Origin of the sequence: Lysobacter sp. OAE881, from assembly GCF_040546665.1 — a bacterium.
Lineage (GTDB): Bacteria > Pseudomonadota > Gammaproteobacteria > Xanthomonadales > Xanthomonadaceae > Lysobacter_J > Lysobacter_J soli.
This window is the reverse complement of the sequence record NZ_JBEPOG010000001.1, coordinates 3,911,053-3,930,752: the sequence shown is the minus strand read 5'-3', so window position 1 is coordinate 3,930,752 and position 19,700 is coordinate 3,911,053. Positions and strand designations below refer to the sequence as shown.

Below are 19,700 nucleotides of genomic sequence, written 5' to 3'. Positions count from 1 at the left end.
CTCGCGCAATGACTTGCGGGCTCAGTTCACCGGCGCGTAGCGCAGCGTCAGGAACCACTCCCGTCCACCCTGGTTGTAGAACGCGACGGTCTCGTAATCGCGATCGAACACGTTCGCCACGCGGGCCTGCAGCGTGAGCGAGGAGGTGATCGCATACTCCGCGCGCAGGTCGAGCGTGCCGTAGCCGCCGAGGCGACGGGTGTTGGCGACGTCATCGAAACGCGAGCCTTCACCCACCGCGGTCGCGCCGATGCGGAACTTGCCGAAGGCGCGATCCACATCGACGCGGGCGCTGTTCTTCGCGCGACGCGCGAGGTCGTTGCCTTCGTAGAAGCCGCTGCGGTTCTCGGTGTCGAGGTAGCTGATCGCACCGTTGATCGTCCATTCGGCCACCGTGGTGTCCACGCCGAGTTCGGCCCCGCGCATGCGCGCGCGCTCGACGTTGTTCGGCAGGCCGATCGCCGCGTCGAAGGCGATCAGGTCGTCCACGTCGGTGTCGAAGGTATCCAGGCGTACGTTGAACGTCTCGCCGCGCCACGCGACGCCCAGTTCCCACGTCTCCGAATCTTCCGGACGCAGGTTCGCGTTGCCGAAGAACGGGTAGTACAGCTCGTTGAACGTCGGCGCCTTGAACGCGCTGCCGTAGCCGGCGGTGACGCGCCAGTTCTGCGCGAACTCGATGCCCCACGCGGCGCTGCCGGTGGTGTGGCCGCCGAACTGCTCGTTGTCGTCGCGACGCACGGATGCCTCCAGCGACTGCGCACCTATGCGGCCCTGGTACTGCACGAACGCCGCCTTGTTGTCGCGCGACAGCTCGTCGTACTCGGTCGTGCTGCTCACGCTGTCGTCGAGCCAGTCCAGGCCCACGCTCAGCAGGTGCTTCTCGGCGAGGCCGAAATCGCCCTGCAGCGTCGCGCTGTCGCGGTAGGTGCTGAAGTAGTCGAGGTAGGTGTCGCCGAGGTAGTTGTCCGACGCATCGGTGTTGCGGCCGGCGGTGAGGTGCAGGTCGACGCGGTCGTTCGGGTGCCAGCGCAGCTTGCCGCCGACGACCTGCTGCACGGTCTTCGCGCGATCGGTGAAGTCGCCGTCGAATTCGTTGTCGCCTTCGTTGCGCAGGCCGTGGCCTTCCAGGCTCCACTGCTCGTTGAACTCGATGCCGCCGCGGACCGACAGCGCGTCGCGCGTGTAGCCGTCGCGGTCGGGCTGCGAATCCGGCGCGATGAAGCAGCCGGCGCCGTCGAAGGTCACCGGGTCGAAATAGCCGCGGCACGCGTTGATGCCCTGCGTGTGGCTGTGCGAGTAGTCCGCACCAAACCACGTGCGGCCGCTGCGGCCGCCGAAGCCGGTGGCGAATTCGTTGAGGCCGTTGGAACCGCCACCGACCGTGACGCGCGGCGCGAAGCCTTCGCGGTCGCGGCGCGTGAACACCTGGATCACGCCGCCGATGGCGTCGGCGCCGTAGAGGCTCGAACGCGGACCACGCACGATCTCGACGCGATCGATCAGGTCGACCGGGAGATCCTGGAGCGACGCGAGGCCCGACGTCGCCGAGCCGATGCGGATTCCGTCGACGAGCACGAGCACGTGGTCGGACTCGGCGCCGCGCAGGAACAGCGTGGTGAGCTTGCCCGCGCCGCCCTGGTTCGACAGCGAGATGCCGGCGCGACCGCGCAGCAGGTCGGGCAGCGAGCGCGCCTGGCTGCGGCGGATCTGCTCGGCGTCGATCACCTCGACCGGTGCGAGCGCATCGTTGACGGTGACCGCGGTGCGGTTGGCGGTGACGACGACTTCGTCCAGGTCCGTCGCCTGCGGCGCGGCGTGCGCGAGCAGGGGCAGGGCGGACGCGCAGGCCAGGGCGAGCGCTTGGACGTGGAGGCTGCGGAAGGACATCGGGGTTCTCCGGCGCGTGTTCGCGCCAACGGCAAGGGGAACGGTTGCCGGGAGAATCGAGGCTGCGGACAAGGGCGCGGACGCACCGACGTCGCCGCCGCGACGCCCTCCGCATCGCAACCAGGGGTGGTCCGGCCTGTCGCCAGGCGGTCCGTGCGGAGAGGCCGGTCTCCGGACTCGCGAGGCAGGACAGGGTCCTCGGGCTGCGGCGCCTTCCCGTGCGTGCGCACAGTGGCCAGTGCCGAACCCGGATCCGGATGGATCCGCCTTCGCTTACCGTTGCGGGGGCAGTGCCGGAATGGCCGCGTGGGCGTCACCGGCTTCCCGTTTCAACCCGTGGGCAGACGCCGCCGGGTCACCTCGAAGCGGGGCGAAGTCTACGGCATTTTCTCAGCGAAGCCAGTTGAAAGCCCCTCTCCCGTTTGCGGGAGAGGGGTTGGGGTGAGGGCAGGAGGCGTGGGCAACTATCTGGAAAGCATCGGCATCGATCGATGTCGACGCAGCCATCCGTGGCGAAAGGAGACCGGCTTGCGGTACGCCCGGCCCGGCCATCCTGGCCGGTCGTTCGCCCTTCGCCTTCGGGCACCTTCTCCCGCTTGCGGGAGAAGGGAAAAGCTCAGTCCCGATCCGCCGGCTCGTCGAACAGCGTGGGCATCGCGATGCTTTCTTCCTCGCGCGCCATCTGGGTCGTGGTAACCGGCGCGGCGGCCGGCTTGTAGCGCGGCGGCGGCAGCAACGCGGTGGCCGCGTCGGCGGCGAGGATCAACTCGCTGCGGCGTTCGTCGGAGATTTCCTGCCAGTGGCAGTCCTGCAGCGCGCCTTCGATGGCGTAGAGCAGGTTGAGCGTCGGCTTGAAGCCTGCACGCTTGACGCGCATGAAGGCTTCCACCGTGCCGGCGGCCGCGAGGTCCTCGCGCGTGCGCAGGCCGACCTGGCGCAGCCAGGCGGCGGACTTGGGGCCGATGTTGCGCAGCTTGTCGGCCTGCTTCGGGTCGGGCTTGTCGGTCATTCCAGTGACTCCACGAAAGCCCGCGCGATTGCCTCCAGGCCGTGCTGGTCTTCAACGTCGAAACGATCCTGAACCGGACTGTCGAGGTCGAAAACGCCGATCAGCGCGCCCGTCGACGACACCAGCGGGACGACGAGCTCGGAGTTGGAGGCCGAGTCGCAGGCGATATGGCCCGGGAACGCATGCACGTCGGCGATGCGCTGCGTCTGGCGGGTCGAGGCCGCGGCACCGCACACGCCCTTGTCGAGCGGGATGCGCACGCAGGCCGGCAGGCCCTGGAACGGGCCGACGACCAGTTCGGTGCCGTCGAAGAAATAGAATCCGGCCCAGTTGAGCTGCGGCAGCGCGTTGTACACCAGCGCCGACAGGTTGGCGGCATTGGCGATGCGATCGCGCTCGCCGTGCATCAGCGCCCGGGCCTGCGCAAGCAGCTGTTCGTATTGTTCCGGCTTGCTGCCGCTTAGACTTGCGCTGGTGAACATGAGTGCCTCGAACCTGCCGTCGCATAGTGCCTGGGATGCCAGTGTAGATGGGGCCGGACCGCATCGCCGCAACCGGCTCGGCGGGCAGGTGCGGCGATGACGCGCGGCTGGTTCGTCACCGGCACCGACACGGGCATCGGCAAATCGCTGGCCAGTGCGACGCTGCTGCACACGCTGCGCGCGGGCGGGCAGCGTGCGGTGGGCATGAAGCCACTGGCGAGCGGTTGCGAATCCACGCCCGACGGGTGGCGCAACGAGGACGCCCTCGCGCTGCAGGCGGCGAGCGATCCGCGACCGGCCTACGACGACGTCAATCCGTTCGCGCTGCCCAACCCGCTGGCGCCGGAGCTCGCGGCCGCCGATGCCTGCATTCGCGTTACCCTTGCGCCCATCGTGTCCGCATTCCAGCGCCTGTCCTCGCAGGCCGATGCGGTGGTCGTGGAAGGCGTGGGCGGCTGGGCCGCGCCACTGTCGGCCGACCTGGACCAGGTCGACCTGGTGCGCGCGCTCCACCTGCCGGTGGTGATGGTCGTGGGCCTGCGGCTGGGCTGCATCAACCACGCGCGCCTGACTGCGCGTGCGATAGAACACGACGGATTGCGGCTTGCGGGCTGGATCGCCAACGACATCGACCCGGCGATGGCCCGCGCCGACGACAACTTCGAGCTGCTGAAGCAGCGGCTCCCGGTGAAATGCTGGGGACGGCTCCCGTTCCGCGAAATGCCCGATCCCGCACAGCTGTGGTCTTTGCTCCAACCGGCCTGATCGTCGATAGGCGTGACCAATGGGAGATGGGCTGCTCCCGAGCAATGCTAGACTGATCGGTATAGGAATTCGAACCCGTCCGGGCTTCACCGCTCGTCATGAAGGAACTGGAGTCTTCCCCCATGGTCAAGAACCCGCGCACGGTGGCGATCGCCGCCGCGTTGGCCCTCGCACTGTCCGCCTGCGGCGGCAAGGATCAAGCCCAGCAGGGTGGCGGCATGCCGCCGCCGGAAGTCGGCGTGGTCACGGTGAAGCCGGGCGACGTGCCGTTGCAGAAGGATCTGGTGGGCCGGCTGGCCGCCTTCCGCAGCGCCGACGTGCGCGCCCGCGTGCCGGGCGTGCTCCAGCGCCGCGTCTACGAGGAAGGCAGCGACGTGAAGGCCGGGCAGGTGCTGTTCCTGATCGATCCGGCGCCGTTGCAGGCCGAAGTCGGCCAGGCCCAGGCCTCGCTGGCCTCGGCGCAGGCCAACTACGCCAATTCCAAGGCCGCGGCCGATCGCGCCCGTCGCCTCGCCCCGGACAAGTTCGTCTCGCAGTCCGACCTGGACAACGCGCTGGCCGCCGAGCGCAGTGCCGGCGCGTCGGTGAAGCAGGCCGAGGCCGCGCTGGCCAACGCCCGCATCAACCTCGGCTACGCCACGGTCACCGCGCCGATCAGCGGCCGCGCCAACCAGCAGCAGGTCACCGAAGGCGCGCTCGTCGGCCAGGGCACGGCCACGCTGCTGACCACGGTGGACCAGATCGACCAGCTGTACGTGAACTTCTCACTCAGCGTCAGCGAGCTGGAGCAGGTGCGTCGCGCCCAGCAGCTGGCCGGCGATTCGAAGGTGCAGGTGATCCTGCCCGACGGCACGCCGTACGAGCATCCGGGCAAGCTGGACTTCTCCGGCGACGTCGTGGATCCGACCACCGGCGCGATCGCGTTGCGTGCGCTGATCCCGAATCCGGAAAAGAACCTGCTGCCAGGCACGTTCGTGACGCTGCAGGCGACGCTCGGCACGCAGCCGAATGCCTATCTGGTCCCGCAGACCGGCCTGCAGCGCGACGCGAAGAGCGCGTACGTGCTGGTGGTCGGCAGCGACGGCAAGGTCGCGCGCAAGGACGTCCGCGCCGAGCGCCAGCAGGGTGGCAACTGGGTCGTGACGCAGGGCCTGTCGCCGAACGACCAGGTGATCGTCTCGGGCGTGCAGCGTGCGCAGCCGGGTTCGCCGGCCACCGCCAAGCCGGCCGACGCCGGCGATGCGGGCAAGCCGGGTGCCGCGGCCGCGCCGGGCGCTCCCGCGCAGGGACAGGCTGGCCAGAAGCCGGCTGAAAAGGCCGCCGGTCAGGAACCGGCCAAGAAGGACTAATCCCCCGCCATGTCCAGATTCTTCATCAACCACCCGGTCTTCGCCTGGGTCATCGCGATCCTGATCTCGCTTTGCGGCGTGCTCGCGATCCTGAACCTCGGCGTCGAGTCGTATCCCTCCATCGCGCCGCCGCAGGTGACGGTGTCCGCGTCGTATCCCGGCGCTAGCGCCGAGACGGCCGAAGGCGCGGTCACGCAGGTCATCGAGCAGCAGCTGACGGGCATCGACAACCTCGTCTACTTCTCCTCCTCGTCCAGCTCCAGCGGCGGCTCGAACATCACCCTGACGTTCGCGCCGGGCACCGATCCGGACATCGCGCAGGTGCAGGTGCAGAACAAGGTCGCACTCGCCACGCCGCGACTGCCGACCGAAGTGACGCAGCAGGGCGTGGTCGTCGCCAAGGCGAACGCGGGCTTCCTGAAGGTCGTCGCGCTGCGCTCGGACGACGAGTCGATGGACCGCGACGCGCTGAGCGACATCATCGCCTCGCGCGTGCTCGACCAGATCGCGCGCGTGCCAGGCGTGGGCAGCACGCAGCTGTTCGGCAGCGAATACGCGATGAACATCTGGCTGAATCCCGATCGCCTGCGTGGCTTCGGGTTGTCGGCCACGCAGGTGCTGCAGGCGGTGCGCTCGCAGAACGTGCAGTTCGCCGCCGGCAAGATCGGCGCCGACCCCGCGCCGGTGGAGCAGGGCTTCACCGCGACGGTGTCCGCCGAAGGCCGCTTCAGCACGCCCGAGCAGTTCGGCAACATCATCCTGCGCACCAACACCGACGGCACCTCGGTGCGCCTGCGTGACGTCGCGCGCGTGGGCCTGGGCGCGACGTCGTACGGCTTCGACAGCCGCTGGGACGGCAAGCCCGCGGCCGGTTTCGCGATCCAGCTGGCGCCGGGCGCCAATGCGCTGGGCGTGGCCGAAGCCGTCACCAAGCGCATGAACGAGCTGCAGGCCACGTTCCCGAAGGGCGTGACCTGGTTCTCGCCGTACGACAGCTCGACCTTCGTCGCCGTCTCGATCAAGGAAGTGATCAAGACGCTGTTCGAGGCGATCGTGCTCGTGTTCCTGGTGATGCTGATCTTCCTGCAGAACCTGCGCGCGACGCTGATCCCGACGCTGGTCATCCCGATCGCGCTGCTCGGCACGTTCCTGGGCATGTACTTCATCGGCTTCACCATCAACCAGCTCAGCCTGTTCGGCATGGTGCTGGCGATCGGCATCGTGGTGGACGACGCGATCGTGGTGATCGAGAACGTCGAACGCATCATGACCGAGGAAGGCCTGTCGCCTAAGGCCGCCACGCGCAAGTCGATGTCGCAGATCAGCGGCGCGGTCGTGGCGATCACGGTCGTGCTGGCGGCGGTGTTCATCCCGTCGGCGTTCCAGGGCGGTTCGGCGGGCGAGATCTACAAGCAGTTCGCCATCACCATCGCAATGGCGATGTTCTTCTCGGCGTTCCTCGCGCTGGGCTTCACGCCCGCGCTGTGCGCGACGCTGCTGAAGCCGACGGCCGATCATCACCGCGACAACATCGTCTTCCGTACCTTCAACAAGTACTACGACAAGATCGCCAAGACCTACGTCGGCCACATCGGCCACGCGATCAGCCATGCGCCGCGCTGGATGATGGTGTTCGGCGTGCTCGTGGTGCTCGCGGGCTTCCTGTTCACGCGCATGCCGGGCAGCTTCCTCCCCGAGGAAGACCAGGGCTACGCCATCGCGCTGATCAACCTGCCGGCCGGCGCGACGATCAACCGCACCAACGCCGTGCTGGACCAGGTGCGCGAAACGGTGGCCAAGGACGACGCGTTCGACGGCATCTTCACCGTCGCCGGCTTCAGCTTCGTCGGACAGGGCGAGAACGTGGGCATCGCGTTCATCCGCCTCAAGCCGTGGGACGACCGCAAGGTCACCGCTTCTGAATTCATCCAGAAGGCGAACATGGCGCTGTTCGGGATCCGCGATGCGCAGATCTTCGTGATCAACCTGCCGACGGTGTCTGGCCTGGGCCAGTTCGGCGGCTTCGACATGTACCTGCAGGATCGCAGCGGCCAGGGTCGCGCCGCGTTGACCGAGGCGCGCAACACGCTGCTGGGCAAGGCCGCGCAGGACAAGGCGCTGACCGGCGTGCGTCCGAACGAACTGGAAGCCGCGCCGCAGCTGCGACTGGACGTCGACCGCGTGCAGGCGCAGTCGATGGGCCTGTCGGTGGGCGACATCTACAGCGCGATCCAGCTGATGCTGGCGCCGGTGTACGTCAACGACTTCGTCGACGAAGGCCGCGTGAAGCGCGTGACCATGCAGGCCGACGCGCCGTACCGCACCGGTCCGGAATCGCTCACGCGCTTCTACACGCCGAGCCCGCTGACGCAGGCCGCCCCGGGCGAAGCCACGTCGATGGTGCCGCTGTCGAACATCGTGCGCAGCCACTGGATCACCGCATCGCCGTCGCTCACCCGATACAACGGCTACGCCGCCGTGGAAATCGTGGGTTCGCAGGCACCGGGCCACAGCTCGGGCGAAGCGATGACCGCGATGCAGAACATTGTCGAGAAGGACCTGCCGCAGGGCTTCGGTTACGACTGGACGGGTCAGTCGTACCAGGAAATCCTGTCGGGCAACCAGGCGCCGGCGCTGCTCGCGCTGTCGATCCTGGTGGTGTTCCTCTGCCTGGCGGCGCTGTACGAAAGCTGGTCGGTGCCGGTGGCGGTGCTGCTGGTCGTCCCGCTCGGCGCGCTCGGCGCGGTGCTGTTCTCGCTGCTGCGCGGGCTGCCCAACGACATCTACTTCAAGATCGGCCTGATCACGGTCATTGGCCTTGCGGCCAAGAACGCGATCCTGATCGTGGAGTTCGCCATCGAGCAGCGCCAGCACGGCAAGACGCTGCGCGAGGCGACGATCGAAGCGGCGCACCTGCGTTTCCGTCCGATCCTGATGACGTCGTTCGCCTTCATCATGGGCGTGTTCCCGCTGGCGATTTCCAGCGGCGCCGGCGCCAACTCGCGTCACGCGATCGGTACCGGCGTGATCGGCGGCATGATCTTCGCGACCTTCCTTGGCCTGCTGCTGATCCCGGTGTTCTACGTCGCGGTGCGTCGCCTGCTCGGCGACAAGATGGACGAGAAGCCGGTGATCGAGCACGACGACGAGGAACCGACGCCGCGTCCGGCGACGTAACAATCGTCCGCTTCACGAAAAAGCCCGCCGGTTGGCGGGCTTTTTCTTTGCGGCGCAAAAGCGCAGTCAAATCGCCTCGCGCTGCGATGCAAGGTCGCGCGTGTTTTTCTGGACGGCGATTGCTGCAAACAAACTCAGCGCGAATGCCATTCCATAAAAGCCCTTCTCGCTTAGCGTAAGGCTGGTCGCATTGAACAAGCCGACGACGAGCAAGGTGAGCGCCATCAGAATCGAGAACCACGACAACCCGTAGTAGATGGCCGTGACAGGAATGCCCTGAGCACGATCGCGGACGCTCTTCTGAATGGAGACTGCCGAGAACAGGCCATACATGAGCACGGTGAAGTAATAGCCCTTCTCGCTGAGCGACATAGTGGCGTTCCATAGCCCAGCCAGAAACGCACAGGTGCCGAGCAGCAGGGCCAGCCATGAGGCGCCCACGAAGGCACCGGAGGGCTTGCGAAGATCCATTTGATTCCATCCTTGTCATACGTGCTGGGCACGGCGACGGCGGAATGCCGTGCGGCGATAACGTGCAGCGCCCGGGTCAAATCGGGAAGTTGGAAAAGTTCGCAGGATCAATCGCGTGCGTCGTCCGCATCGCGCCACGATCGCGCGTCGCCGGGAAGATGCCCGTCCGGATCGTGCACGCGCAGCATCCGCGCAGGCAGCTGGCTGGAGTTGAACAGAACGAGATTCGTACCGCCTGCATGCGCGGACGACGGAAATAGAATGCCGGCGGCACCGGCATCGAGCGCGATATCGCCCAGCACCCAGCTCGGCGGCTCGCTGCGTTCGTCGAAGGCGAGGCGTCGCCAGTTGCAGGCGTAGTCGGCCCAGATCGGCTCCCAGCGAGCGCTGTCGAACCCGGCGGAGAAGTCGACCACGACGAGCGGGCCGACCAGGAAGGTCACCAGCGTTCCGGGCGGCAGCAGGAGCTCGTGCTGGCGGTATTCCTCCAGCGCGGTGATCGCGTCCTTCGACAGATACAGCGCTTCGAGTCCGGGCCGGTTGAAGCGGCCACCCTTGCGTGCCGCGCCGGCACCGGAGGTCGGCGCGTGCGACCAGCGCGGGACGATGACGCGATACAGCGCGTCGCCATCGCCCAGCTCGCGCAGGATCATCCGGTCGCGCCGCCGGCGACCGACTCGATGTAGTCGATCACGACCTGCGCCTTGCCGGCCTGCACCAGCGCATCGGCGGTGAGGTAATCGAAATCGGCCAGCGGGTCGTTCATGAACCAGAAGATGGCGCGCGTGCGATCGCCGCCGGCGGCGTCCTCCGCCGCGGCGATGACGCGCACGACGTCGCGCAGGTACTGCTGGAGGTGTTCGTTCTGGGGGCGCGCGGTCGGCGTGTTGCGGCTGACGCGGGCGCGTTCGGCCAGACTCTGCACCTGCAGGCCCAGCGCGTCGCCGATGCGGCGGGGCGAGAGGTAGACCTGGTCGGGCTCGCGGACGGCTTCGGCCAGGCTGGCGCGGGATTTCATGACGGCGTTCATCAGGAACTCCGGTCGAGACATGCACTAATCATGCACGAAATCCGCACGGAATTCCACCCGCCGGAGCGAGCGCTGCAACCATCGCCCAAAAGAAAAAACCCGGCAGCACGGGCTGCCGGGTTTCCAGTCCGCCGGGAGGGGAGGCGGACGTCTCGGAAAAAGAAAGCGAAAGGAGAGAGTTGAAGCGGTAGGGATTACTTGACGCTGGCGGCCTTCGGGGCGACGGACGCGGCGGCCTTCACGGTCTTCTCGACCTCGCCTTGCACGCCGCGGGCGGCGGCTTCGAACTGCGACTTGGCCAGCTCGGAAATCGCGCCCTGCGTCTTCATCGTGCGGCCGAAGACTTCCTGGCCGGTGGCGACGCCGCGCTCGAAGTTCTCGCGGGCAACCTGCGTGCCCTTCGGCCACAGGTTCTTGAAGCCGTCGAAATCGCGGATTTCGGCCGCTTCGCCGAGGAAGGCGAAGGTGGCGTTGACGCGGTCCTCGATCGCCGAAAGCTGCAGGCCGAAGACGGCCTCGGCGTTGTCGAGAGCCAGGCGGTTGACCTGTGCGGCCGTGTCCGCGAACTGGCGCGTCGCGGCGGCGAACTGTTCGTTGAACGGCTGGTACATGGTGGTCTCCAGGCAATCCGGGGAGGGGAGGGGGTTCGGATTGTGCGGTGCAGCATAACCGAGGTTTTGTTGCGGTGCAACAAGGGCCGGCACGGGACTCAGGTCCCATTGGGGGAGTTGAAGTCCGGTGGCAGAATCCCGCTGCAACGGGCTCTGCCCGCGCAGGATCGCCAACCAGGATGACCGGACGATGATGCAGGCCCCCCGCACCTCCAAGCCGCACCGCCCGGGGCTGCTGACCCGCCTGGCGCTCCTCGTCGCCATCCTGCTGGGAGCCGTCGCCTCCCCGGCCTTCGCCCAGATCGCCCCCGGGAATCCGGCCACCCCGGCCAATCCCGCCCATCTCCCCTGCGTCGGCCTAGTGCTCGGCGGCGGCGGCGCGCGCGGCTCGGCCCACGTTGGCGTGCTCAAGGTGCTCGAACGCGAGCGCATCCCCGTCTGCAAGGTCGCCGGCACCAGCATGGGCTCGATCGTCGGCGGCCTCTACGCCACCGGCTACACGCCGGCGGAGATGGAAAACCTGATCGACACCATCGACTGGGCGGACATGTTCGTCGACGACCCGCCGCGGCCCGGCCAGCCGATGCGCCGAAAGGACGCCGATTTCCGCTACCTGCTCGACCTGGAGATCGGCTACGTCGACGGCCGCGTCGTGCTGCCGGTCGGCATCGTGCAGGGGCAGAAGCTGCTGATGCTGATGCGGCGGCTGACGATCTCGACCTGGAACGTCCACGACTTCGACCAGCTGCCGATCCCGTTCCGCGCCGTCGCCGCGGACATCATCAACGGCGACAAGGTGGTGTTCGAGGACGGCGACCTCGCGCTGGCGATCCGGTCGAGCATGTCCGTGCCCGGCGCGTTCGCCCCGGTGCGCGTGGGTGACCGCCTGCTCGTCGATGGCGGCATGGTCGACAACGTGCCCGTGGATGTCGTGCGACAGATGGGCGCCGACCGCCTCATCGTCGTCGACGTCGGCTCGCCGCTGCACAAGGAAGAGGCGCTGACCAATCCGCTGGTGATCATGGACCAGATGATCTCGGCGCTGATGACCGAGAAGACCGAGGCGACGCTCGCCACGTTGCGCCCCGACGACGTGCTCATCCGTCCGGAACTGGGCGACATCACCGCCGCGGAATTCAACCGCGGTGCCGAAGCCATCGCCATCGGCGAACGCGCGGCCGAAGCGGCGCTGCCGCGGCTGCGCGCGCTGTCCGTGGACGAGGCGACGTACGCCGCCTATCGCGAGCGCCAGCGCAAGCGCGATTTCGATCCGAAGCTGGTGGCGTTCCTCGACGTCGTCGAGGGCCGCTCGCCGTCGGCAACGCGCGAAGTCGAGCGCGCCGTCGCCCCGAACCTGGACGAGCCGTTCGATGCGGAGCGTCTGGAGAAGACCATCGGCACGGCTTACGGCGACGGCCGCTTCCAGCAGATCGACTACCGCCTGGTCGAACGCAACGGCGAGCGCGGCCTGCAGATCATTCCGGCGGAAAAGCCGTGGTCGGCGTTCGGCAAGCTCGGCTTCCAGCTGGACGACAACTTCAACGGGCGCAACAGCTACATGGTCTCGGCGGAGCTGACGTTCAACGACGTCAACACACTGGGCGCGGAATGGCGCAACGTGCTGCGACTGGGCCGCATCACCGGGCTGCTGTCGGAGTTCTACCAGCCGCTGGGCGAAACCGGCGCGTTCTACGTGAAGCCCGCGCTCGAGTTGCGCAACGAATCCTTCCCGCTGTGGATCGAGGACGCGCAGCTCGCCGAATACCGCGTCAACCGGCGCCAGGTCGCGGTCGAAGCGGGCTGGTCACCGCAACCGGAATGGCGCGTCAGCGCGCAGCTGGTCGCCGGCAAGGATCGCGGCGACCTGCTCATCGGCAATCCGGCCGACTTCACCAACAGCGAGGAGAAGTACGCAGGCGTGTTCTACAACGCGACCTGGGACACGCTGGACAACATCAACTTCCCCACGCGCGGCATCCGCGTGAGCGCGGACCTGGAGACCTACCACGACACCGCCGGCGCGAACGTCGAAGGCGATGTCGCACGTCTCACCGCCGACTGGGCGCAGGCGTGGGGCCGCTACCACCTGCTGCTCGGCGCGCACCTGAGCAGCGCGCTGGAGGACGACAGCTTCTTCCAGACGCAGGGCTTCCTCGGCGGCTTCCTCAATCTTTCCGGCTTCGACGAACGCGCGCTGTTCGGCACGCAGACCGCACTCGCGCGCGCGGTGATGTACCGCCGCACAGGCAACACGAGCCGGTTGTTCTCGATGCCGATGTTCGTCGGTGCGAGCCTTGAAACCGGCAACGTCTGGGCGACAAAGGACGAGGTGGACGACGACCTGATCCTCGCCGGCAGCCTGTTCGTCGGCTTCAGCACGCCGCTGGGGCCGATGTTCCTGGCGTACGGCGCCAACGACGAAGGCGAGAACTCGTGGTACCTGACGTTCGGCTCGCTGCTGCGGCCGCAGGTGAAGTGACGCCGGGCGCGCCGGTGGCGCGCCTCAGGCCTTGTAGTGGCAACCCGACGTGCAGGTCTCGTGCACGACCACTTCCGACAGCAGGGGGAGCGAGGGCTTCAGCTGGTCCCAGATCCACTTCGCCAGCACTTCGCTGGTTGGATTCTCCAGGCCTTCGATGTCGTTGAGGTAGTGGTGGTCCAGGCGGTCGTAGATCGGCTTGAACGCCGCCTTCAGGTCGGCGAAGTCCATCACCCAGCCGAAGTGCGGGTCGATGTCGCCCTCGACGTGGATCTCGATGCGGAAACTGTGCCCGTGCAGGCGCGCGCACTTGTGGCCCTCGGGGACGTTGGGCAGGCGGTGCGCGGCTTCGAGCGTGAAGGCCTTGAAGATTTTCATGCGCGCAGTGTACCGCCGGGCCGTCGCCCGGGCGCTGCGACGCTCCCGGCGCCGGCGGCATCCAGAGGTAGAAATCCCTCGGGAAACTCGCCATGCCGAAGCTGCTCCGCGTCGCCGCCGTCCTGCTGCTGTCCGCCTTCGCCGCGCATGCCGCGCCCGTCCCGCGCGAGCGGGTCGGCGCCGTGGCCGATGCCATCGCCGCGAACTACTTCGATCCCGCGCGTGGAAAGGCCATCGCCGACGACCTGCGTCGCGACGCGGCGAGCGGCACGTTCGACGCACTCGCACCGCAGGCGCTGGCCGACGCACTGACGGCGCGCCTGCGTCCGCTCGACCGCCATTTCCGCGTGCGCTGGGAGGGCACAGGCGCGACCGATACGCAGCTGGCCGGCCCGCGGCGCCGCTCGCCGCCGGCGAACCACGGCATCGCGACGGTGGAAACCCTGCCGGGCGATATCGGACATCTCCGCCTGAGCGAGTTCGCGCATTTCGAGTTCGGCGACGCGAACGCGCCCGAGCGCGCCGCGATCGACGCGGCACTCGCGAAACTCGCCGGGACGCGCGCGATGATCGTCGACCTGCGCGGCTGCCGCGGCGGATCGCCGAGCATGGTCGGCTACCTCGCCAGCGCCTTCGTCGCGCCGGGCGCCGACATCTACAACACCTTCCACACGCGCACGCAGACGCTCAGCGAGGCGCCCGACACGCCTTACGCCACGCCGCGCACGCAGGTGCCGTTGTACGTGCTGGTCGACAAGGGCACCGCTTCGGCGGCCGAATCGTTTGCCTATACGCTGCAGAGCGCGAAGCGCGCCACCATCGTGGGCGAACGCAGCGCGGGTGCCGCCAATCCCGGCGGCATGATCGACGTCGGCGACGGGTACAGCGTGTTCGTCTCCGACGGCTCGCCCATCAATCCGATCACGCGCACGAACTGGGAATCGACCGGCATCGCGCCCGACGTCGTGACCACGTCCGACCAGGCGCTCGACGCCGCGCTACATCTCGCCCGCGCGTCACGCTGAACGTAAAACGCGTCGTACACGCCGGATTCGCATCGGTGAACGAACACGACGAGCGAAGCGGGCGATATCGCGGATTTCACGCGGAACTACGCATTTGCGCTGAAAGCTGTGCGCACCTTCAACGGGAGCCACGACATGAAGATCCGAACGAATTCGACCTTGTTCGCCGCCGTCTTCGGCGCGGCCGCGATGATCGCCGCGCCGGCCATGGCGCTTGCGCAGGATCGCACCCAGACCGAAGCGGAAGAGGAAAGCGATTCCGCGCAGCCGGTCAACGACACCTGGATCACCACCAAGGTGAAGGCCGACCTGATGGCGACGTCCGACGTGCCGGGCACCGAGATCGACGTCGACACCACCAACGGCGTGGTGAAGCTGTCCGGCACGGTCGACAGCAAGGCCAAGCATGACAAGGCGATCTCGGTCGCCAAGGGCATCAAGGGCGTGAAGAGCGTCGATGCCAAGGGCCTGACCGTCGCCAAGGGCGACAAGAAGTAACGAACCGATAGGGCGGCCCTGGGGCCGCGCGGGCGGCAAACGCCCGGGTGTCCGCACCCGGGCGTTTTGTCGTGGAAAGAGGAGAACAACGCAATGGCGAAAGAGAAGAAGCCCACGTCGAATGCCGATGGCACCGCGGCGAAGCAGCAGGCGATCCAGGAGCAGGTCGAAGCGAAGGAAGCGAAGAAGTCGTCGGCCGGCGATTCGGAATCGAAGAAGAAGCCGGTGCAGGCGGGAACCCGCAAGCAGCCGGAAAATCCGCTTCCCGCGCAGCACCAGGACAAGCCCGGGCAGGAACACGAACTCGATCCGCGGCCGCGCTATCTGGCCCCGGACTACAAGGGCAGCGGAAAGCTGCAGGACATGGTCGCGATCGTCACCGGCGGCGATTCCGGCATCGGTCGGGCGGTGGCGGTGCTGTACGCGCGCGAAGGCGCGGACGTCGCGATCGTCTACCTCAACGAGCACGAGGACGCCGAGGAAACGCGCGCGGCGGTCGAGAAGGAAGGCCGCCGCTGCCTGGTCATTCCCGGCGACGTGAAGGATCCGAAGTTCTGCGAGGGCGCCGTGGCCGCGACCGTGCAGGCGTTCGGCAAACTCGACATCCTGGTGAACAACGCCGCGTTCCAGATGCATGCGCAGTCGCTGGAAGACCTCACCGACGAACACCTGCAGGAAACGCTGCAGACCAACATCGGCGGCTATTTCCACATGGCGCGCGCGGCGCTCAAGCATCTGCCGAAAGGCGGCTGCATCGTCAATTCGGGTTCGGAAACCGGTCTGTTCGGTTCGAAGCAGCTGCTCGATTACTCGGCGACGAAGGGCGCGATCCACGCCTTCACCAAGTCGCTGGCGAGCAACCTGCTCGAACGCGGCATCCGCGTGAATGCCGTCGCGCCGGGGCCGGTGTGGACGCCGCTCAATCCGGCGGACCGGGATGCGAAGGAAGTGGCGAAGTTCGGTGAATCCAGCGACATGGGCCGTCCCGCGCAGCCGGAAGAACTGTCGCCCGCGTATGTGTTTCTTGCATCGCCCGTGTGCTCGTCGTACGTCAACGGGATCGTGCTGCCGGTCATGGGCGGGCCGTATGGGTGAGGCAGGCCGCTTACGCGGCACTGCCGCGTGGCCTGCCGAACGCCTGGCCATGGATGGCCGGGCAGGGCGTCCCGAAGCCTGATGCCTGACGCCATGGATGGCGGTGGTGCCGTCGACGGAGTGGCGCCTTTTGCCTTTGCTTGCTTCTGCTCCTGCCGTCGCGCCAGGAGTCGCCTCTGCCGTCGCTCGTGCTGTTGCTCGTCATTCCCGCGAAAGCGGGAATCCATGGACGCTCCACGCCTTCGCGTTGCATTGGAGTGTCGGGATTAGAACAGCCGCACGCGCAGGTCGGAAGCGCTGCCCGCAAAGCATGAAAAGTCCATGGATTCCCGCCTTCGCGGGAATGACGGCACATGGTTTAGCCGCGGAGGAGAGTGCCCGAAGGTCGCAGGCCTGGGTCCCGGCTTTCGCCGGGATGACGGTGTTCTGAGGTGACGGCGGTCGTGAAGTGACGGCGTGATGAAGTAGCGACGGGTGATCTGGAGCGACGACGGTGGTGAAGTGACGACGGGTGATCTGGAGTAATTGCGGTGATCTGTCGTGATGGAGGCCATCAACCCACCCCAGCCATCCTCACGTCGCCGCACTCCAAGCACCGCCCGACGGCACTCCAACCCCACGCGCCGCTACTCCGCGTCCTCCACCTTCCGCTCCCGCAGCTTCGTCATCGCCGCTTCCTCGCGGGCGCCCATGATCATCTCGGCGAGCCATTTGACGAGGATCGTCTGGTACGCCTTCTGCGCCGGCTTCTGCGAGAACGCATGGTCGGCACCCTCGATCACGCGGCGCGTCAGCGAGCGCGTGTTGTGGAGCGCATTGGCGTAGTTGTCGATCACCGGGTGCGGCACGACGGTGTCGTGTTCGGCCGCGACGAGCAGCGCGTGGCCGCGATACTCCGCACATGCGCGCAGCACGGCGTTTTCCTGCCAGTCCATGCGGCGCTGTCGATACGCCACCAGGTCGGTGTCGATATGCAGCTGCAGCTTGGGGCGTTTCCAGCCTTCGTCGCGATAGATCGCCGGCGAGCGCAGCGCGAGCCAGCGCACCGGTCGCTGCGCCGTCATCAACGCCGCCAGATACCCGCCGTAGCTGATGCCGACCACCGCGATCGCATCCGGATCGACATTGGGCCGCGCCGCGAGCCAGTCGTACGCGGCGAGCAGGTCGGCGAGGTTCTGCGGGCGGTTGACCTTCTCCCAGTGCCGCGCGGTGCGCTCGTGCCCGCGCAGGTCGAAGGTAAGGCAGACGCAGCCGATGCCCGCCGCTTCGCGCGCGCGCACCAGGTCGTGTTCCTGGCTACCGCCCCAGCCGTGCACGAACAGCACGCCGGGCAGCTGCGACGGCGGCGAGAGCACCGTTCCGCTGATGCGCTCCTGTTCGACCGCCAGTTCGATGGTTTCGAGGCTAACGTCCATGCGCATCGTCCTGCGCGTCGAGCATGGCGTACTTCGTCATCGGGCCGACGTGCGGATCCTCGCCACGGAAGGACACCTGCGCGCCCGGCGGTGGATCGACCAGCGCGTGGAACTCGTGCGTCGACACATTCACGCGCGACAGCAGCGGATCGCGATGCATCGCTTCCAGCGCGAGGATCTCCGCCGGCGTCGCACCGCCCACGCGCCAGGACTGTTCGAGCACGCCGGTGCGCGGCATGCCCGACGGATCCACGCCCAGCGCCACGTCGTAGTTGCGACGCGATGCGAAGAACGCCGGATACGCGCGCGACACCTCGGCGTCGTAGCGGATCGCGCAGCGCAGGACGCGACGCTCGGCTTCGTCGTCCAACGTGGCGAGCAGGTCGTTGAGGTCGCCCCGGATGCACGCGAGCGAGGAGCCGCCGTACACCGACAAGCCTGACCGGTTGCGCGTGAGCGTCTGCATGCCGAAGTAGGCGATGCGGTGCGACCCGAGCGCGACGGTGCCGACGCTGTAGGTCGTCACCGGCTTGAGGTTGAGTTCGACCACCGCGCCGAGGCGCGCAAGCGATTGCGGGTCAAGGTGCGCGAGCGCGGCGTCGAGCGACTTGCGCTCGGTCGCGACCGACTGCCCGAGGCCTCCGATGCCGTCGGCGCGCTTGATGCGCGCCGGCAGGCCCTGTTCGAAGAGCGACCGCGCCGCGCGCCCGACATCTTCCACGGTGAAGGCCGCAAAGCCCGGCAGCGTCACGTCGTCGAGCGCGCGGCCGAGTTCGTCGGACCAGCCTTCCGGCTTCGTGCGCGCGCCGTCGACCAGCGGATGCGTGATCGCCTTCGTCGCCACGAACGCGTGCGGCACGACGCCCCCGAGCAACTGCTGCGGCCCGGCGATGCCCAGCTCGTGCGCATCGGTGGCGAGCAGCGTGACGTCGGGCAAGAAGAACGGCGGGGCGTCGTACCGCACGCCGGCGTCGTGCACGCCTCCGTATTCGAAATCGAGCAGCGTTGCGACGCGTTCGCCTATCCAGCGGCCGGTCGCGGCCTCGTGTTCGCTGCGACGATCGCGTCGCAGCAGTTCGACCACGCAGCCGGCACCGTCTGCGCAGGCAGCGCGGCCGGGGTCGGGTGCGGTCTGGGTCCAGACTCCGCCGGCCGCCATCGTGCCGTCAGTCCGGTGCCTTGGCCGGCACGAAGGGCGATACCGGATCGCTCGCCGGGAAGGTTTCCTCCAGCGCCTGGTCCTGGTTCTCGCTCTCGTGCTGCTTGCGCTTCTCGCGCTCGCGCGGGTCCTCGGGCTTGTCCTGCGAGGTCTTCTTGTCGTCGTGCAGCGGCGGGTCCTTACGATCCTGCGACATGGCGCGGCTCCGGTCTTGCGTATCGATGTTGCATCGACGATACGACCGCGCCCGGGTAACGCCGCGTGATGGCGCGGGTGGTCGTGAATGCGTCACCGGACGCTGCTGTTCACGTGGATTTTCGCCCGCGCGGCGGATGGTTTCGTCGCGGCGACGGGCCGCGCCACGACGCCTCGTATGGACTGGCACAGCAAGTTCGCCAAGAGTGCGGCCCGCTGGACCGGCAATGCCTCGTGCTTCGGCCTGGCGGTGCTGGTGGTGGTCATGTGGCTGGTCAGCGGGCCGATGTTCGGATTCAGCGACACCTGGCAGCTGGTCATCAACACCGGCACGACGATCATCACCTTCCTGATGGTGTTCCTGATCCAGAACACGCAGAACCGCGACACCGAGGCGATGCAGATCAAGCTCGACGAGCTGATTCGCGCCACGCGCATGGCCGAGAACACGCTGCTGGACCTGGAGGAACTCGACCAGGCCGAACTGGACCGCCTGCGCAAGCGCTACGAGGAACTCGCCCGCCTAGCGCGCGAACATAGCGATTCCCGGCGGCGCGACTCGCCGGCGCACGAGCATGCGCGCAAGACGGATGCGGCACGATCGGGCGAACGCGATGGCGGCTACGACGATCGCGGCGAACATCGCGAGCCGGCGCCGCGCGGAGAGTGACG

General features: G+C 67.7%; 19 protein-coding genes and 1 riboswitch. Of the genes, 8 read left to right on the top strand and 11 right to left on the bottom strand.

The window, feature by feature from the left end; all coding sequences use genetic code 11:
- Positions 1 to 21: 21 nt before the first annotated feature.
- From btuB to msrC, 3 genes are all read right to left on the bottom strand, one after another.
- Complete coding sequence (gene btuB, locus ABIE51_RS18005; RefSeq protein ID WP_192632803.1) at positions 22 to 1,890, bottom strand: TonB-dependent vitamin B12 receptor; 1,869 nt, start codon at positions 1,888 to 1,890, stop codon at positions 22 to 24.
- Positions 1,891 to 2,051: 161 nt separating this feature from the next.
- Positions 2,052 to 2,251, bottom strand: a riboswitch (cobalamin riboswitch).
- A 255-nt stretch (positions 2,252 to 2,506) separates the two neighbouring features.
- Positions 2,507 to 2,899, bottom strand: a complete 393-nt coding sequence (locus ABIE51_RS18000) for a TfoX/Sxy family protein (protein ID WP_115841866.1) — start codon at positions 2,897 to 2,899, stop codon at positions 2,507 to 2,509.
- Positions 2,896 to 3,381, bottom strand: coding sequence for a free L-methionine (R)-S-oxide reductase MsrC (gene msrC / locus ABIE51_RS17995; RefSeq protein ID WP_115841865.1), 486 nt, complete (start codon positions 3,379 to 3,381; stop codon positions 2,896 to 2,898). The genes ABIE51_RS18000 and msrC overlap by 4 nt, the downstream gene beginning before the upstream one ends.
- A gap of 96 nt (positions 3,382 to 3,477) precedes the next feature.
- On the opposite strand from msrC, the gene bioD reads away from it, so the two are divergent.
- The 3 genes from bioD (at position 3,478) to ABIE51_RS17980 (ending at position 8,672) form a co-directional block, all read left to right on the top strand.
- Positions 3,478 to 4,146 (top strand): dethiobiotin synthase, encoded by a 669-nt coding sequence (bioD, locus tag ABIE51_RS17990; protein WP_192632804.1) that lies wholly within the window; start codon positions 3,478 to 3,480, stop codon positions 4,144 to 4,146.
- Between the two features lie 122 nt (positions 4,147 to 4,268).
- The gene (locus tag ABIE51_RS17985; protein WP_157031219.1) at positions 4,269 to 5,495 is read left to right on the top strand and encodes an efflux RND transporter periplasmic adaptor subunit; all 1,227 of its coding nucleotides are present in this window, start codon (positions 4,269 to 4,271) and stop codon (positions 5,493 to 5,495) included.
- A gap of 9 nt (positions 5,496 to 5,504) precedes the next feature.
- Positions 5,505 to 8,672: a multidrug efflux RND transporter permease subunit gene (locus ABIE51_RS17980; RefSeq protein ID WP_192632805.1), complete on the top strand. Its 3,168-nt coding sequence runs from the start codon at positions 5,505 to 5,507 to the stop codon at positions 8,670 to 8,672.
- Between the two features lie 66 nt (positions 8,673 to 8,738).
- Here ABIE51_RS17980 and yiaA read toward each other — a convergent pair whose 3' ends face one another.
- The 4 genes from yiaA to ABIE51_RS17960 all read right to left on the bottom strand — a co-directional run bounded on the left by yiaA (position 8,739) and on the right by ABIE51_RS17960 (position 10,784).
- The gene (gene yiaA / locus ABIE51_RS17975) at positions 8,739 to 9,143 is read right to left on the bottom strand and encodes an inner membrane protein YiaA (RefSeq protein WP_192632806.1); all 405 of its coding nucleotides are present in this window, start codon (positions 9,141 to 9,143) and stop codon (positions 8,739 to 8,741) included.
- Between the two features lie 107 nt (positions 9,144 to 9,250).
- Positions 9,251 to 9,796 (bottom strand): RES family NAD+ phosphorylase, encoded by a 546-nt coding sequence (locus ABIE51_RS17970; RefSeq protein ID WP_192632807.1) that lies wholly within the window; start codon positions 9,794 to 9,796, stop codon positions 9,251 to 9,253.
- Entirely contained in the window at positions 9,793 to 10,173 is a 381-nt protein-coding gene (locus ABIE51_RS17965; RefSeq protein ID WP_192632808.1) for a DUF2384 domain-containing protein, read from the bottom strand. Before ABIE51_RS17965 ends, ABIE51_RS17970 begins: the two co-directional genes overlap by 4 nt.
- A 194-nt stretch (positions 10,174 to 10,367) precedes the next feature.
- Complete coding sequence (locus ABIE51_RS17960) at positions 10,368 to 10,784, bottom strand: phasin family protein (protein WP_157031215.1); 417 nt, start codon at positions 10,782 to 10,784, stop codon at positions 10,368 to 10,370.
- A 190-nt stretch (positions 10,785 to 10,974) separates the two neighbouring features.
- Between ABIE51_RS17960 and ABIE51_RS17955 the strand changes: the two genes are divergently transcribed.
- A complete protein-coding gene (locus ABIE51_RS17955) occupies positions 10,975 to 13,263 on the top strand; it encodes a patatin-like phospholipase family protein (RefSeq protein WP_192632809.1) in 2,289 nt (762 codons plus the stop codon).
- 24 nt (positions 13,264 to 13,287) lie between these two features.
- On the opposite strand, the gene queD is transcribed toward ABIE51_RS17955, so the two are convergent.
- Positions 13,288 to 13,641, bottom strand: a complete 354-nt coding sequence (queD, locus tag ABIE51_RS17950; RefSeq protein ID WP_157031213.1) for a 6-carboxytetrahydropterin synthase QueD — start codon at positions 13,639 to 13,641, stop codon at positions 13,288 to 13,290.
- Between the two features lie 92 nt (positions 13,642 to 13,733).
- On the opposite strand from queD, the gene ABIE51_RS17945 reads away from it, so the two are divergent.
- From ABIE51_RS17945 to ABIE51_RS17935, 3 genes are all read left to right on the top strand, one after another.
- Positions 13,734 to 14,666 carry a S41 family peptidase gene (locus tag ABIE51_RS17945; RefSeq protein WP_192632810.1) on the top strand — a complete coding sequence of 311 codons (933 nt, stop codon included), beginning with the start codon at positions 13,734 to 13,736 and terminating at the stop codon, positions 14,664 to 14,666.
- Between the two features lie 135 nt (positions 14,667 to 14,801).
- Positions 14,802 to 15,164 (top strand): BON domain-containing protein, encoded by a 363-nt coding sequence (locus ABIE51_RS17940; protein WP_115842069.1) that lies wholly within the window; start codon positions 14,802 to 14,804, stop codon positions 15,162 to 15,164.
- 93 nt (positions 15,165 to 15,257) lie between these two features.
- Positions 15,258 to 16,259: an SDR family oxidoreductase gene (locus ABIE51_RS17935; protein WP_115841856.1), complete on the top strand. Its 1,002-nt coding sequence runs from the start codon at positions 15,258 to 15,260 to the stop codon at positions 16,257 to 16,259.
- 626 nt (positions 16,260 to 16,885) lie between these two features.
- Here ABIE51_RS17935 and ABIE51_RS17930 read toward each other — a convergent pair.
- From ABIE51_RS17930 to ABIE51_RS17920, 3 genes are read right to left on the bottom strand one after another with little or no spacing between them, the layout of a single operon-like run.
- The gene (locus ABIE51_RS17930) at positions 16,886 to 17,674 is read right to left on the bottom strand and encodes an alpha/beta hydrolase family protein (protein WP_192632811.1); all 789 of its coding nucleotides are present in this window, start codon (positions 17,672 to 17,674) and stop codon (positions 16,886 to 16,888) included.
- Entirely contained in the window at positions 17,664 to 18,833 is a 1,170-nt protein-coding gene (locus ABIE51_RS17925) for a DUF3182 family protein (RefSeq protein ID WP_192632812.1), read from the bottom strand. Before ABIE51_RS17925 ends, ABIE51_RS17930 begins: the two co-directional genes overlap by 11 nt.
- 7 nt (positions 18,834 to 18,840) lie before the next feature.
- The gene (locus ABIE51_RS17920; RefSeq protein WP_115841854.1) at positions 18,841 to 19,029 is read right to left on the bottom strand and encodes a hypothetical protein; all 189 of its coding nucleotides are present in this window, start codon (positions 19,027 to 19,029) and stop codon (positions 18,841 to 18,843) included.
- A 177-nt stretch (positions 19,030 to 19,206) separates the two neighbouring features.
- On the opposite strand from ABIE51_RS17920, the gene ABIE51_RS17915 reads away from it, so the two are divergent.
- Positions 19,207 to 19,698 carry a low affinity iron permease family protein gene (locus tag ABIE51_RS17915; RefSeq protein ID WP_192632813.1) on the top strand — a complete coding sequence of 164 codons (492 nt, stop codon included), beginning with the start codon at positions 19,207 to 19,209 and terminating at the stop codon, positions 19,696 to 19,698.
- Positions 19,699 to 19,700 lie beyond the last annotated feature (2 nt).